Raw genomic sequence first — 14,862 nt, forward strand, 5'->3', positions numbered from 1 at the left:
AAGGGTGCATCACAAGAACCGTCACACAAAAATTGATATACCATTGATACACATCAAAGACACTGCTAGCATTTTGTCAACTCAAAGCTTGGGAAGGGATTCGAATGACCTCAATTGTACCAGTCACATCCGCCGATCTGGATGCCGCTGAGGTCAGCTGGTTCTCTGCTCTGTGCTCGGATGACTACCAGTTTTTAGGCGTCCCCGACGGTGATTTACGCTCAAGCTGGGAACATTGCCGCGACATAGCCCTTGAGGCCGAGGCCCAAGGCTTTCGCAACATACTCGCACCGTCATCTTATCAGGTCGGCCAAGATACGTTGTCATTCGTGGCGGGCATGGCGCCCTTGACGAAGCGTATGAATTTTCTGGCCGCAATCCGGTGCGGCGAAATGCAACCCATCATGTTGGCGCGCACTGTGGCAACGCTGGATCATATGCTCAAAGGCCGGCTGACGCTGAACGTTATATCGTCTGACTTCCCTGGCGAAGTGGCGGACAGCGCATACCGCTACAAACGCAGTGACGAAGTTGTGCAGATTTTGCGCCAAGCGTGGACCCAAGATGAAATCACCTTCAAAGGTGACGTTTATAATTTTGAGAATGTGCCAACAGACCCCGCCCGCCCCTATCAAATCAACGGCGGGCCGCTGTTGTATTTTGGCGGCTACTCACCTGCGGCCCTTGAGTTGTGCGGCAAGCATTGCGACGTCTATTTGATGTGGCCCGAACCCAAAGAGCAGCTTGCACAGCGCATGCGTGATGTGCACGCAGTTGCGCAACGACAGGGGCGCACTCTGGATTACGGGCTGCGCGTTCACATGATTGTCCGCGACACTGAGGCCGAGGCCCGTGAATACGCAGATTACATCGTAAGCAAACTTGATGACGAATACGGCAAACTTATCCGCGACCGTGCCCATGACAGCATCTCGCTTGGGGTCGCCCATCAGGCAAAAGCCCGCGAACTGGCCGATAAATTCGGCTACGTTGAGCCAGGGTTGTGGACGGGCGTTGGACGCGCGCGCTCAGGCTGTGGCGCCGCTTTGGTTGGCAGCACCGATCAGGTCATGACAAAAATCGAAGAATACAAAAAAATGGGCATCCGAGCCTTTATTTTTTCAGGATACCCCCACATTGACGAGTGTAAGTCCTTTGGCAAACGTGTTTTGCCAAACTTGAAAACCGTATCGCTGCCAAACGCTTATGGCCGCGTACCCGCAACAACACCCCCAACCCCCCTTGGGACAGGAGAGCGCCGATAATGGACCGCATTCAAATCACCGACGATCTCAGCTTTAGCCAAATCATCTACGGAATGTGGCGCTTGGGCGATGACACCGACACCAGCCAGTCCCATGTGCAAGCCAAAGTCGAGGCTTGTTTGGCGCAAGGCATCACCACCATGGATCAAGCAGATATCTATGGCGGCTACACCGCCGAGGCACTTTTTGGTGAGACCCTGAAAGCGGCGCCTGCTTTGCGCGACCAGATCGAGATTGTCACAAAATGCGATATCGTCGCCCCCGTTGGACGTCACAGCGGCGCGCGTGTGAAGTATTACGACACGTCTGCTGCGCACATCACCGCAAGCGTTGAGGCGTCTTTGCGCGACATGAACATCGATGTCATTGATTGTTTGCTGATCCACCGCCCGGATCCGCTGATGGACGCAATGGAAACCGGTGAAGTCCTTGATGACCTAATCGCCTCGGGCAAAGTCCGCACCGTTGGCGTGTCAAACTTCAAGCCGTGGGATTTCTCGCTGTTGCAGTCTGCAATGGAGAATGAGTTGGTCGCCAATCAGATTGAGCTGTCAGCGACGAACCATACTCCGTTCACAGACGGTGACTTGGCCTTTTTGCAAGAGAACGACATCCCCGTCATGGCGTGGTCGCCACTTGGTGGCGGATCGATCTTTGACAACGCCGCCGTCATGAATGTGTTGAACCGCGTGGCAGGCGAGGCAGGCGTTGAGCCAAGCGCAGTTGCCGTGGCCTTTTTACTGCGTCATCCGGCCCGCATCGCTCCAGTGATGGGAACAAATAATATCAGCCGCATCAATGCGTTGTCCGATGCTCTTAAAGTAAAGCTTGACCGTCAGACATGGTTTGAGATTTACACCGCTGCTCTTGGCCGCGAGGTCGCTTAGATGGCAATGCGCCCCGTTCCCCTAACGGCTCAGCCGGACGCGCAGCGCGCTTTGCGCAGTGCGTTTGGGCAATTCGGCACAGGTGTCTGCGTGATCACCACCTGCACCCCCGAACAACAATTGGTGGGCATTACAGCAAACAGCTTTTCAAGCGTCAGCCTTGATCCACCGCTTGTGCTTTGGTGCCCCGCTAAATCCGCCCGCCGCTTTGAATGTTACAGCGAAGCTCAACACTACGCGGTGCATGTTCTGGCCTCCGATCAAGCGCATATTGCAAACGGTTTTGTGCGCGAAGCAAACGCCTTTGCGGATCTGGACTTTACCCAAAACGCACATGGGGTGCCGCTGCTTGAGGGGTCCTTGGCGCGTTTTGAATGCGAGATGGACGCCCTTCACGATGCGGGCGATCATGCAATTATTGTTGGCCGAGTGCATGCAGCGCACATCGGTGACGGCACACCGCTTATGTTTCAAAGCGGTGCTTATAAAGAGTTCGCATCAAAGCCCTGATCCAAGGGCTTTGACGCACCCCGCCTGATGTATCCCGCCACCAAACGAGCGGGACGCAGGCACCACGAAAGGGAGGAACGCCATGGCCCTGCTTCTTGCAGCCCTCTGGCCCGTAGAAAAGTTCAATGACATCGCTTTGGCGGTTGGCCGCGTGCTGGCCATCGCCGCCTTAGCACTGATGGTCATCTTCATTTTGGCGCAGGTATTCTTCCGCTACATTATGGGTGACGCGCTTAATTGGTCAGAAGAAGGGGCGCGTTTTTTGATGCTCTGGATGACTGGTTTGATCGCGCCGCTCGCCTACCGCCAAGGCGGGTTTGTGGCCATCGATATGTTCGAACGTGCGCTGCCCCGCGTACTGTCATCTATCCTGATTTTGGTCCTGTTGCTTATGGCGATGATCGTGTTGGTGATCTGTGCGCAGCTTGGATGGGACAACGTCGATAGTCTAACTGGCCGAGGGCGGTCTGCAACTTTGCGCATTCCAATGGACCTTTTTGACATGCGCGACATCAGGTTCCGCAACTCTTACGCCTATGCATCGCTATTTGTGGGTTTTGTGGGTCTTTGTGTTGTCAACGTTGAGTTGGTACTGCGCCAAGTGATCAAAATGTTTGGTGGCGGTGCAGCACTTAAGCAACTTGGTGATGTGGGGCCTGTGGAATGAGCAGCATGACCTATCAGCCAATATCACACCTCCAAACCACCGCGCTGCGCGCGTGCACACAAGGACGCCTGTCATGCTGATCTGGTTTTTGCCTGTGTTCTTGGTGCTCTTGATGATCGGCCTGCCCGTTGTCTTTGGCCTACTGCTTGCGCCCGGTGCGTTGCTGGTTATTGATGGATCGGCTCGCGATCTGCCCGTGCTTTACCGCAACCTTTATAACGGTATCGACAGCTTTCCGCTGATGGCGCTGCCGTTCTTCATGCTGGCCGGTGAAATCATGAACCGCGGTGGGATCACCACCCGTCTTGTGGAGTTTAGCCAAGCGTTCATGGGGCACCTGCGCGGTGGGCTGGCCCATGTGAATATTCTGTCATCAATCCTTTTTGCGGGGCTGTCAGGCTCTGCGGTGGCCGACACCTCAGCGCTTGGGTCAACGCTAATCCCCGCAATGGAAAAGAACGGCTACAGCCGGAAGTTCGCCGCAGCCATCACCGCCGCCTCCAGCGTAATCGGCCCAATCATCCCCCCCTCAGGCATCATGATCATCTATGCCTATGTCATGGGTGAAAGCGTAGCCGCACTTTTCTTGGCGGGCATCGTCCCGGGCATCATGGTTGGCGTGGGGCTCATGGTTATGGTTCGCCTCATGGCTGACCGCTATGACCTGCCCAAAGCCGAGCGTATCGTCAAAAAAGGCCAGACCATCACCACGCGTGAAGCCTATGTGGCGTGGGGGCTTATTCGGATCAACATCGCTGGCCTTCTTTATGGTCTGTCGGGGCTGTTTGGGGCCAGTGATCAGATCAATGGATGGATCATGTTTGCCGTGCTGCTGTTGGTTGCACATGGCATCTGTGCCTATATCAAATCTCAAGTCAGTGCCGATTTTCGCGTCGTGTGCAAAAAGGCCATGGCGCCACTCCAAACCCCGATTATCATCTTGGGCGGCATTCTGGCAGGCGTCATGACCCCCACGGAAGCCTCTGCGATTGCGGTGGCTTACGCATTGATCGTTAGCTTTTTCATTTTGAAATCAATGTCTTTGAAAGACTTGTGGCCCGTCATTGCACGCTCTGCGCTTGCGTCATCAGCGGTATTGCTTTTGGTGGGCGCAGCCGTGGCATTCAAAACAGTTGTCTCACTGTCGTACGCTCCGCAAATCCTGACCGAGGCCATTCTAAGCCTGTCGGAAAACCCGTTGGTGTTGCTCTTTTTGATCAACATGCTCTTGTTCATCGTGGGGATGTTTTTGGACGCAGGCCCCGCGATCATCATCCTTGGGCCGATCTTGGGGCCAATCTTTACAGAACTTGGCGTGCACCCCGTGCATTTCGCCATCATCATGTCCGTCAACCTGACCGTAGGGCTTGCCACACCGCCCATGGGGTTGGTTCTATTTGTGGCCTCCACCGTGAGCCGCGAAAAAGTTGAAACCATCTCAAAAGCAATTTTACCGTTTTTGGCTGTGGAGGTGATTGTGATTTTCTTGATTACCTACATTCCGGCCATTTCGATGACGATCCCGCGATTGACGGGCTTCGTTCAATAAACCAGCATCAATAATATTCCAGGGAGGAAACATCATGCTGAAACACCTTACCACCGCCGCGATGGGCGCAGCCATGCTCGCAGGTTCAAGCCTTGCAAGCTATGCGGCAGGTCACGCGGAGTACACAATCCGTGCAACCGCCAACTCTAACGAGAACGACGAAGACTATGACGGTCTGGTTGTGTTCAAAAACTACGTCGAAGCAGCCTCAAACGGTAAAATCGAAGTTGAATTGTTCATCGGCACACAGCTTTGCTCAAAAGGCGCGGAGTGTCTGCAAGGTGTGGCTGACGGCTCTATTGATGTCTACATCTCCACGTCCGGCGGTGCTGCAAGCATCTTCCCCTATGTGCAGGTGCTCGACCTTCCCTATCTGATGGCTGATGACCGTATCGCGGAAGACGTACTGTCTGGTGATTTTGTTCGCACAATGCGCGACATGGCCCTTGAGGACAGTGACGATAAAATCCGTCTGATGACCATTGGTAACACGGGCGGATGGCGCAACTTTGCCAACACAAAACGCCGTTTGGCTGAGCCCGCAGATTTTGACGGCCTCAAGATCCGCACAGTTGTTGCAGACCTTCCCCAAGAACTGGTTCGTGCACTTGGCGCGTCCCCCACGCCAATCCCGTGGCCAGAGCTGTTCACGTCATTCCAAACTGGTGTTGTGGACGGATCAAAGAACGGCATCACCGACATCATGGGCATGAAATTCCCCGATGCAGGCCTGCAATACGTCACGCTTGACGGTCACGCCTACATGGGTGCGCTGTGGTGGATGAGCAACGACAAGTTCATGGCGATGCCAGAAGACATGCGCCGCGTGGTTGTGGATGGCTTCTATGCGCTGCAGCAGGCAACATTTGCCTCACCAAAGCGTAAATCAATCGAGGCCTACGCGGCCTTTGTTGAAGGTGGCGGTGATCTGTATGTGCCGACGCCAGCCGAAAAAGCTACGTTCGCCGCAGCAGCCGAGCCTGTACAAGCATGGTTCACTGACAACGTTGACGGCGGTGAGCGCATCTTGAGCGCACTCAAAACAGCAGTTGCTGAAGCTGAGGCTGAAATCAACGCGGGCCGCGCAGCTGATATCCAATAAGCCCAGCGCAGGCGCTTAAAACACGAAACGGCGGCTTCTTTTGGGAGCCGCCGTTTTTCATTCTACAAAGGGTGTGTGGCCAACTTTTTCTTAAAGCGGCTCAATATCACCTTGGGCACGCCCTTCGTGAAACCCTTTTTCCCATGCATCAAAACGCTGCTCCGCGATGGCGTCACGCATTTCCTGCATGATCTGCTGGAAATAATGCAGGTTATGCCAGGTCAGCAGCATGCCCGAAATCATCTCTTGCGAGCGGTAGACATGGTGCAAATAGGCGCGCGAGTATTTCTGACAGGCGGGACAGCTACATTGTTCGTCCAACGGGCGCGGATCATCTGCGTGCCGTGCATTTTTGATGTTCACGACCCCGTGGCGGGTAAAGACCTGTCCGGTCCGCCCTGAGCGTGATGGCAAAACACAATCCATCATATCAATGCCGCGCTTCACAGCCCCCACAATATCATCAGGCTTACCAACGCCCATCAAATAACGCGGCTTATCCTTGGGCAGTTGCTCAGGTGCGAAATCAAGACAACCAAACATCGCCTCTTGTCCCTCTCCCACAGCAAGACCACCAACCGCATATCCTTCAAAGCCGATATCCCGCAGGGCCTCGGCACTTTGCGCGCGTAGATCCTCTTCAAGCCCACCTTGTTGGATACCAAAAAGCGCATACCCCGGACGATCGCCAAAAGCATCCCGCGAGCGTTTGGCCCAGCGCATCGATAATTCCATGCTTTGTGCAATCCGCGCCTTGTCTGCAGGCAGTGCAGGACATTCATCAAAGCACATCACAATATCGCTGCCCAACAGCTTTTGGATTTCCATAGAGCGTTCGGGACTAAGCATATGTTTGGAACCATCGATATGGCTTTTGAACGTCACGCCATCTTCTGTCAGCTTGCGCAGATCAGCTAGGCTCATCACCTGAAACCCACCGCTATCAGTAAGAATGGGCTTGTCCCAATTCATGAACTTATGCAGCCCACCAAGCGACGCAATTCGCTCAGCCGTGGGGCGCAGCATCAGGTGATACGTATTGCCGAGCAAAATATCCGCACCGGTCGCCGCAACACTTTCGGGCATCATCGCTTTTACTGTTGCAGCCGTGCCAACGGGCATAAAAGCAGGTGTGCGGATATCGCCCCGCGGCGTGCTGATACGCCCCGTGCGTGCGCGCCCATCTGTTGCCAGAAGATCAAACCCGAAAGTCTGTGCCATATCATTGCCCCTTACCATTTCTGCGCTTCTTTAGGCCAAAGCGGCCCGCAACCCAAGAGTGTTTGCAGATGATACACAGGTGATTGCCAAGCAAAGATTGTGAGAGTACGGGCTGACTGTTACCCTGTTACGGGTCACATTGAGTAATGAGGACGCGCTAAGCATGACCGACACCGACTACACCCAAATCCGCGTAGGCTGGGAAGAATGGCTCTCGCTACCTGAATTGGGCCTTCCTGCGCTAAAAGCAAAAGTAGACACAGGCGCAAAAACATCCGCGCTGCATGCCTTCGATATAGAGCCATTTGGCCGAACCCGCCCGCGTGTGCGCTTTATGGTGCAACCTATTCCTGCGCGGCCAGATCTGGTTATTGCGTGTTCCGCTGACATTGTGGATCAACGCGAGGTCACATCCTCGAATGGTGAAAGCGAAATGCGCTACGTCATCGAGACTAATGTCAAAATGGGTGATGAAATGTGGCCAATCGAGGTCACGCTCACCAACCGCACGAATATGTCCTATCATATGTTGCTGGGTCGTCAGGCCCTTGGGGACAGGTTGACCGTTGCGCCCTCAGACAGGTTTTGTCAGCCAGAGCTGTCGTATGATGTATACGCCTCTGCCAGAGTACGCGAAGCAGCGCCCAAGCGCGCGCTGCGCATTGCTGTTTTGTCCCGTGAAGATAACTACTCCACCCGACGTTTGGTGGAGGAAGGTGAAAAACGCGGCCACGGTGTTGAGATCATCGACACCACCCGTTGCTACATGGCCATCAACGCCACCTCGCCCGAGGTTTACTACGACGGCAAGCGTCTGCCGCGCTTTGATGTGGTAATTCCGCGTATTGGGGCCTCAATCACAAGTTACGGCACGGCGATTACCCGTCAGTTTGAGACACTTGGGACCTATTGCGTAAACGGCGCAGAGGGGATCGCCTCTTCGCGGGATAAGCTATACGCGCACCAACTTCTGGCCCGTGCCCGTATTGGGATGCCCACAACTGCCTTTGCGGCCTCCCCCAAGGACACCTCCAACCTTATTGGCCTTGTGGGAACCGCACCGCTTATTGTGAAGCTGCTTGAGTCGACCCAAGGCAAAGGAGTCGTACTTGCTGAAACCAAAAAAGCCGCTGAATCCGTGATTGATGCCTTCCGCGGCCTAAAGGCCAGTTTTCTGGTACAAGACTTTGTCAAAGAAGCTGCCGGTGAGGACATTCGGTGTCTTGTCATCGGTGGGCGTGTGGTTGCCGCAATGAAACGCACCGGTGCGGATGGAGATTTCCGTTCAAACCTGCACCGCGGTGGCTCTGCTAAAGTGGTGCGCATCACCAAACAAGAACGCGATGTTGCTGTACGCGCAGCACGTACTTTTGGCTTGGGGATTGCGGGTGTTGATCTGCTGCGCTCATCCGATGGGCCAAAAGTGCTTGAGGTGAACTCATCACCTGGCCTTGAAGGCATTGAGACAGCCACTGGCAAGAATATCGCAAGCTTGCTCTACGACTCTATTGAAAAGCGGGTCCGCCCTGTCCCCATCCGCAAACGTAAGACTGACTGATGCCTGCGGTGCACTGTGTTAAATCAACATGACGCCGCTTTTTGTGGGCTAATCCACGACCGTCCGTATCATCGCACAGCCTTTGTGCGGCAAAACCTGCCCTCAGCCCCTAGACGTGATGGATGCAAATCCCTATCTAAACCGTAAGATATCACCTCAGACAGCACGAACGGACCACTATGACCGACGCGACACCCCCGATGGAAGGTACTCCCCTCATCAAACCGTCAAGCACGGATCACCCTTTGTATGACAATGTCGTCGAAGCGTGCCGCAGCGTGTACGATCCAGAGATCCCCGTGAACATCTACGACCTCGGTCTTGTTTACACGATTGAGATCAACGATGAGAACGAAGTGAATGTTTTGATGTCTCTTACCGCACCAGGCTGCCCTGTTGCTGGCGAAATGCCTGGATGGGTTGCAGATGCCATTGAACCGCTGGCTGGCATCAAACAAGTTCAGGTCGATCTGATCTGGGAGCCACAGTGGGGCATGGACATGATGTCCGACGAAGCGCGCCTTGAACTGGGCTTTATGTAACCTTCATTAGCTTAGGAAAACTTTGATGTTTGGCATTCCTGGAAAACCTCCTGTCTCTTTGACACCCGCTGCGGTGGCTCACATTGTGAAGCTCATGGCAAAGGACGGCACAGAGGGCCTGCGCGTAGGCGTCAAGAAAGGCGGTTGTGCAGGAATGGAATACACCATGGAATACGTCAAAGAGATCAACGCAATGGATGAAGTCGTTGAGATCGACGGCGCGCGCGTCATGATCGCCCCTATGGCGCAGATGTTCCTTTTTGGCACCGAAATCGACTATGAAGTCAGCCTGCTTGAAGCTGGCTTTAAGTTCCGCAACCCCAACGTTGTGGATGCCTGCGGATGCGGTGAAAGTATCAAGTTTGATGAGACCCTAGCGGGCAAGGCTTGATACGCCCTCCGGACAGGCTTAACCGCGCGCAGTAGTTTGCTGTAAGTGCACGTAGGTCTCGTTATAGCGCGCGCTTAGATGCTCCCCCGCAAGGATGACCTGCCCTGATCCAATGGGAGCGACGTTGGTGTCATAGTTTGGATTAAAGAACAGCGGAATAGAAATACGCTCGTTCGTACCACCGACAACACGATGAGGTGTGGCTTTCACCCGTCCGTTTGTCCACATTTCAAACATCTCACCAAAGTTAATCACGAACGTGCCCGGTTCTGCGCGTACAGGGATCCACCCGCCACCACGCTGGCGCACCTCAAGCCCAGGACTGCCATCAAGCGCCAAGAACGTAAGGCAGCCATAATCCGTGTGTGTCGCGATCCCGAAGTCCTTTGCCCCCGCCCACGCGGGGCGTTCGGGGTAATAGTTACCCCGCAAAAGCGCCATCGGAGTGTCGAACTTATCCTCAAAAAAGGAGGCAGGCTCGCCAATCGCTCGTGCAAGTGCGCTGAGCAAATCCATAGATATTGCACGCGCCTTGGTGAAATACGCCAGAACGTCTGCCCTGAAATGTGCAACCTCTAAACCCGCTGGCTGCTCGGGCCATTTGTTGGGCGCATAAAACTGTTTGTCCGCCCAAGGATGGTCACTTGGCACAGACACACCGCAATCAAAGAACTGTTTATAATCAGGATTGGCGTTTGGATCGACCTGCTCTGATCCGGCACGCCCCCATCCCCGGTTTGATCCGGTTTGAGCCATATCAACTGGTTCTTTGGCAGCCTCCGACAGCTTAAAGAATTGACGATAGCTCTCAATTACAGCAGCAACCTCGGCACCTGATAGGGCCGTGTTGTGCAGCGTCATAAATCCCGTGGTCTCAGCGGCTCTGCGCACTGCATCAAGCGCCTCTTTATCTGCGGCGAACAATGCTTGGGCATCAATTTTGGGGATCATCACGCTACTCACTTCTGTCTGTTTGCGTTGCTACATCCAAGCGGCGCTTGACGCAACGCGGCGCACAGGCCACACCCGTTCGTATGGTTTAACGACGATGTAAGAAGGGTGCGACATGAGACGTAAATTGGCCGCAGGTAATTGGAAAATGAACGGGACGCGCGCGGATTTGGCGCAAGTCGATGCCCTTTTGAAAGCTCATCCTGATCCTTCTGTGGATATGGTTTTGTGCCCGCCTGCGACCCTTTTGGCCCCGATGGTAGAGCGTGCTGCGACAGGCGCGCTTGAGGTAGGTGGCCAATACTGCCACGCAAATCAAACCGGTGCGCACACCGGCGACATAAGCGCAAAAATGATCGCCGATGCGGGTGCGCAGTATGTCATCACGGGCCATTCGGAGCGCCGCACAGACCACGGCGAGACAAATGCTGATGTTCTGGGTCAAACACTGGCGGCATGGGACGCCTCGCTAACGGCGATTGTGTGCATTGGCGAGACACTTGAGCAACGCGAGACAGGACAGACCCTCACCGTGTTGGCCTCCCAAATGGCCGGATCAGTGCCCGAAGAAGCAACCGGCGCCAACCTTGTAATCGCCTATGAGCCAGTCTGGGCCATCGGAACTGGCAAAGTCGCGTCATTGGACCAAATCGCTGAGGTGCATGACTTCATGCGCGCTGAGCTTACAGACCGCTTTGGGACACAGACCGCCGGTGCGATCCGTCTTCTTTACGGCGGCTCCGTCAAAGCAGCCAACGCCGCGGAGATATTCGCAACATCAAATGTGGACGGGGCATTGGTTGGTGGCGCGTCGCTGACGGCTGCAGACTTTGCACCGATTGTAGCAGCTCTTGAGGCATCAGCTTAGTTAGCAACGCTCTGCATGCAAAATCGCATAAACAAAAAGGCCCGCTGAAACACTCAGCGGGCCTTTTCAATGGCCGACAAAGATTGATCGCTATTTGATGATCAACTCCGGCCCCATCACTGCATTTGGCAGGAATGTGGAAATTGCCGGAATATATGTGACCATGATCAAGAACACGAACAACACTGCAAGGAATGGCAGAGCAGCGCGCACCACAGCCATCATCGGCATCTTGGCCACACCTGAGGTCACAAAGAGGTTCAAACCAACAGGTGGTGTAATCATCCCGATCTCCATGTTGACGACCATGATGATCCCAAGGTGGATAGGGTCAATGCCCAACTCGATCGCGATGGGAAACACCAGTGGTGCCACAATGACGAGCAAGCCTGATGGCTCCATGAACTGACCGCCGATAAGCAGGATGATGTTCACAATCACCAAGAACATCACCGGTCCAAAACCCGCATCCAGCATAGCACCCGCGATTGTCTGCGGAACTTGTTCGTCCGTTAGCACGTGCTTCAAGATCAGCGCATTCGCAATCACGAACAAAAGCGTAACCGTCAGCTTGCCTGCATCGAACAAGGTCTGCTTGGTGTCCGGGTGGATCATCGCTGTGACCAAAGCCCATGGTTTGCGGAACAAAGATGTGTTCGCCTCAGGGCCCGTTGTCGCAAGTGGTCCCATGTCACGGTACACAAAACAAGCGATCACGAACGAGTAGATCGCTGCAACGGCCGCCGCTTCTGTGGGCGTAAAGACACCGCCGTAGATACCGCCCAAAATGATGACGATCAGGAACAAACCCCAGCCCGCTTCACGCGCCGCAGTAAACACCTCGCCCCAGCCTTGCCACTCACCTTGGGGCAGGTTTTTGACCTTTGCCATCACGTAAATGGTGACCATCAACATCAAGCCAGCCATCAAGCCCGGGATCACCCCCGCAAGGAACATCCGGCCTACTGAGACCTCAACGGCTGCAGCATATACAACCATAACGATGGATGGTGGGATCAAGATACCAAGCGTGCCCGCGTTACAAATAACACCGGCCGCAAATTCCTTGGTGTAGCCCACCTGACGCATACCCGCGATAACGATAGAGCCAATGGCCACAACCGTCGCCGGAGACGAGCCTGAGAGTGCTGCAAAAAGCATACACGCAAAAACACCCGCAATCGCTAAGCCGCCGGGCAAATGGCCCACACACGCAATCGAGAAGCGAATGATCCGCCGCGCAACGCCGCCTGTGGTCATGAATGACGAGGCAAGGATGAAAAACGGGATCGCCAACAGCGTGAAGTGACCTTCGAACGCCTCGAACAATGTGCCCGCCACAGAGGCCAAAGATGTGTCCGAGAACCACAGCAAAAAGAGCGTGGAGGACAGACCGAGAGACACCGCAATTGGCACACCGATCATCAGCAGGCCGATGACCATGCTAAATAGAAGAATGACGTCCATAATTTAGCCCTCTAGCTTATCGGCGCGTTCGGCCGCTTCGGAGATTTCGTCTTCATCAAGCTCGTGGCTTGCAACCAAACGGTCCTCTGTGCCCTGCCAAATCCGCAAGGTCACTTGTACGAACCGCAGCATCAAAAGTGACGCAGACAACGGCAGTACAAAATACGGGATCGCTTTGGGGATCTTCTCATAGGCTTCGTTGTAATTGATTGCCCCTTCGAGCCAACGGAACGGCGCAATCATGGGAATATCGTCGACTTCGTAAAAAGACTGGCTACGGAACTTTTCCTCAAACCCTGTTGGGAACCAGCGCCCAGTAGTTGGTGGCAAATCCGCAAACACCGCCCAGTAATCATAGCAGCCTTTCAGCAACAAAAGGCAAAAGAGCAAACACGCAGCAGCCGCAATCAGCCCGACGATCCGCCGCGCAGCTGGCGACAAAATGTTTACCAACGCGTCCACCCCAAGGTGTGCGCCTTTCTTTACGGCATAGCTTGCGCCCAGCAAAACCAGCCAACCGAACAGAAACACTGTAAGCTCCAGCGCCCACAAAATGTTAGAATTGAATACAAAACGAGCGATCACATTAGCAAAAGTCACAACTGTCATGGCTCCAAGCAGAGCCGCGATCAGCGTTTCTTCCAATGTATCAATGAACCCGCCCGACGTCTTTGATGCGCCTTGAGACACGCCGCGTCCCCCTTTTGAATTGTGACTTGATACACGACACATCCTGCGCCCGTTTGCGGACGACCAAGATTGATGTCGGGATAAATTAATGCCCCCGCCCGACACTCGTCAGGCGGGGGCACTTTGGGATCGTCTTACAGACCTGCGTTGATCGCCTGTGCTGCGTCGATGTTTTCCTGGCCTACGTCACCTGCGAATTGCGCCCAAACTGGCTTCATCGCATCGACCCATGCCTGACGCTGCTCTGCAGTCAGCTCACGAACGGTGCCACCGGCATCGATGATTGACTGACGTGCAGATTGGTTCACTGCAAACGACTCTTTGTTGCGTGCTTCTGTGACTTCTTCGAGGATCGTCAAGAATTGGTCACGTACGTCTGCATCGAGGCTGTCGAGCCAGTCAACACTTGCCACAACGAGGTAGTCGATGATGCCGTGGTTGGTTTCGGTGATACCGTCCTGTACCTCGAAGAACTTACGGCCAAAGATGTTTGACCATGTGTTTTCTTGACCGTCTACAACGCCCTGCTGCAGTGCGCCGTATACTTCAGAAAACGCCATTTTCTGGGGTGAGCCACCGATTGCTTCCATCTGTGCAACCAAAACGTCAGATGACTGAACACGGAACTTCAGGCCGTTCGCGTCTGTTGGCTGAACCAATGGTGTGTTGGCAGACATTTGCTTCATGCCGTTGTGCCAGAACGCAAGGCCCTGCAAACCGCGACGCTGCATGCTGTCTTTCATCGCTTGGCCAGTCGCCGAGCCTTGGAACGCATCAACTGCTTCGATGTTTGTGAACATGAACGGAAGATCAAAGATACGGAATTGCTTTGTGAACTTCTCGAACTTTGACAGCGACGGAGCGGCCAACTGAACATCACCCTGAAGCATTGCTTCGAGAACTTTATCATCGTTGTAGAGAGTTGAGGATGGGAACACTTCCATGCAGGCTGTGCCATTCATCTCGTCGTTGACGCGCTGCTCAAGCAGTGACGCGGCGATACCTTTGGGGTGTTTGTCAGTGTTGGTGACGTGGCTGAACTTGATAACGATCTCGCCGTCGTCACATGCAGCAAGGCCAGCAGTGGCACTAAAGCTTAGCGCGACAGCGGTCGCAGCAGCAGTAAGAAATTTCATGGTATCCTCCCTTGGAACCTTTAACGTTTAAGTCACAGCACAGGCCAAGCCGTACCGA

The 14,862-nt window shown here is 54.3% G+C and carries 15 protein-coding genes; 10 read left to right on the plus strand and 5 right to left on the minus strand.

Annotated elements, in window-relative coordinates; all coding sequences use genetic code 11:
• Positions 1–104: 104 nt before the first annotated feature.
• From NeNHUV3_RS02905 to dctP, 6 genes are all read left to right on the plus strand, one after another.
• Positions 105–1,265 (plus strand): LLM class flavin-dependent oxidoreductase, encoded by a 1,161-nt coding sequence (locus NeNHUV3_RS02905; RefSeq protein WP_391482386.1) that lies wholly within the window; start codon positions 105–107, stop codon positions 1,263–1,265.
• A complete protein-coding gene (locus tag NeNHUV3_RS02910) occupies positions 1,265–2,152 on the plus strand; it encodes an aldo/keto reductase family oxidoreductase (RefSeq protein WP_391482387.1) in 888 nt (295 codons plus the stop codon). The genes NeNHUV3_RS02905 and NeNHUV3_RS02910 overlap by 1 nt, the downstream gene beginning before the upstream one ends.
• A gap of 6 nt (positions 2,153–2,158) precedes the next feature.
• The gene (locus NeNHUV3_RS02915) at positions 2,159–2,662 is read left to right on the plus strand and encodes a flavin reductase family protein (protein ID WP_391482388.1); all 504 of its coding nucleotides are present in this window, start codon (positions 2,159–2,161) and stop codon (positions 2,660–2,662) included.
• A gap of 82 nt (positions 2,663–2,744) precedes the next feature.
• A complete protein-coding gene (locus tag NeNHUV3_RS02920) occupies positions 2,745–3,329 on the plus strand; it encodes a TRAP transporter small permease subunit (protein WP_341247036.1) in 585 nt (194 codons plus the stop codon).
• Positions 3,330–3,402: 73 nt separating this feature from the next.
• Positions 3,403–4,878 carry a TRAP transporter large permease gene (locus NeNHUV3_RS02925; RefSeq protein ID WP_391482390.1) on the plus strand — a complete coding sequence of 492 codons (1,476 nt, stop codon included), beginning with the start codon at positions 3,403–3,405 and terminating at the stop codon, positions 4,876–4,878.
• A 34-nt stretch (positions 4,879–4,912) separates the two neighbouring features.
• Positions 4,913–5,980 (plus strand): TRAP transporter substrate-binding protein DctP, encoded by a 1,068-nt coding sequence (gene dctP, locus NeNHUV3_RS02930; protein WP_391482392.1) that lies wholly within the window; start codon positions 4,913–4,915, stop codon positions 5,978–5,980.
• Between the two features lie 90 nt (positions 5,981–6,070).
• Here the strand turns inward: dctP and tgt are convergent, their stop codons facing one another.
• Entirely contained in the window at positions 6,071–7,201 is a 1,131-nt protein-coding gene (gene tgt / locus NeNHUV3_RS02935) for a tRNA guanosine(34) transglycosylase Tgt (RefSeq protein ID WP_391482394.1), read from the minus strand.
• 163 nt (positions 7,202–7,364) lie between these two features.
• Between tgt and rimK the strand changes: the two genes are divergently transcribed.
• The 3 genes from rimK (at position 7,365) to NeNHUV3_RS02950 (ending at position 9,692) form a co-directional block, all read left to right on the plus strand.
• Positions 7,365–8,759 (plus strand): 30S ribosomal protein S6--L-glutamate ligase, encoded by a 1,395-nt coding sequence (gene rimK, locus NeNHUV3_RS02940; protein WP_391482396.1) that lies wholly within the window; start codon positions 7,365–7,367, stop codon positions 8,757–8,759.
• Between the two features lie 179 nt (positions 8,760–8,938).
• A complete protein-coding gene (locus NeNHUV3_RS02945) occupies positions 8,939–9,301 on the plus strand; it encodes an SUF system Fe-S cluster assembly protein (RefSeq protein WP_048598035.1) in 363 nt (120 codons plus the stop codon).
• 25 nt (positions 9,302–9,326) lie between these two features.
• The gene (locus tag NeNHUV3_RS02950) at positions 9,327–9,692 is read left to right on the plus strand and encodes an iron-sulfur cluster assembly accessory protein (RefSeq protein WP_048598033.1); all 366 of its coding nucleotides are present in this window, start codon (positions 9,327–9,329) and stop codon (positions 9,690–9,692) included.
• 18 nt (positions 9,693–9,710) lie between these two features.
• Here the strand turns inward: NeNHUV3_RS02950 and NeNHUV3_RS02955 are convergent, their stop codons facing one another.
• Complete coding sequence (locus NeNHUV3_RS02955) at positions 9,711–10,643, minus strand: isopenicillin N synthase family dioxygenase (protein WP_391482398.1); 933 nt, start codon at positions 10,641–10,643, stop codon at positions 9,711–9,713.
• 115 nt (positions 10,644–10,758) lie between these two features.
• Here NeNHUV3_RS02955 and tpiA point away from each other — a divergent pair, with 115 nt between their 5' ends.
• Positions 10,759–11,511, plus strand: a complete 753-nt coding sequence (tpiA, locus tag NeNHUV3_RS02960) for a triose-phosphate isomerase (protein ID WP_391482400.1) — start codon at positions 10,759–10,761, stop codon at positions 11,509–11,511.
• A gap of 90 nt (positions 11,512–11,601) precedes the next feature.
• On the opposite strand, the gene NeNHUV3_RS02965 is transcribed toward tpiA, so the two are convergent.
• From NeNHUV3_RS02965 to NeNHUV3_RS02975, 3 genes are all read right to left on the minus strand, one after another.
• A complete protein-coding gene (locus tag NeNHUV3_RS02965) occupies positions 11,602–12,978 on the minus strand; it encodes a TRAP transporter large permease (RefSeq protein WP_048598027.1) in 1,377 nt (458 codons plus the stop codon).
• Positions 12,979–12,981: 3 nt separating this feature from the next.
• A complete protein-coding gene (locus tag NeNHUV3_RS02970; RefSeq protein ID WP_048598025.1) occupies positions 12,982–13,668 on the minus strand; it encodes a TRAP transporter small permease in 687 nt (228 codons plus the stop codon).
• Positions 13,669–13,802: 134 nt separating this feature from the next.
• Complete coding sequence (locus tag NeNHUV3_RS02975; protein WP_391482402.1) at positions 13,803–14,804, minus strand: DctP family TRAP transporter solute-binding subunit; 1,002 nt, start codon at positions 14,802–14,804, stop codon at positions 13,803–13,805.
• Between the last annotated feature and the right edge of the window lie 58 nt (positions 14,805–14,862).

This window comes from Nereida sp. NH-UV-3 (genome assembly GCF_042939535.1).
GTDB classification, from domain to species: Bacteria; Pseudomonadota; Alphaproteobacteria; order Rhodobacterales; family Rhodobacteraceae; genus Nereida; species Nereida ignava.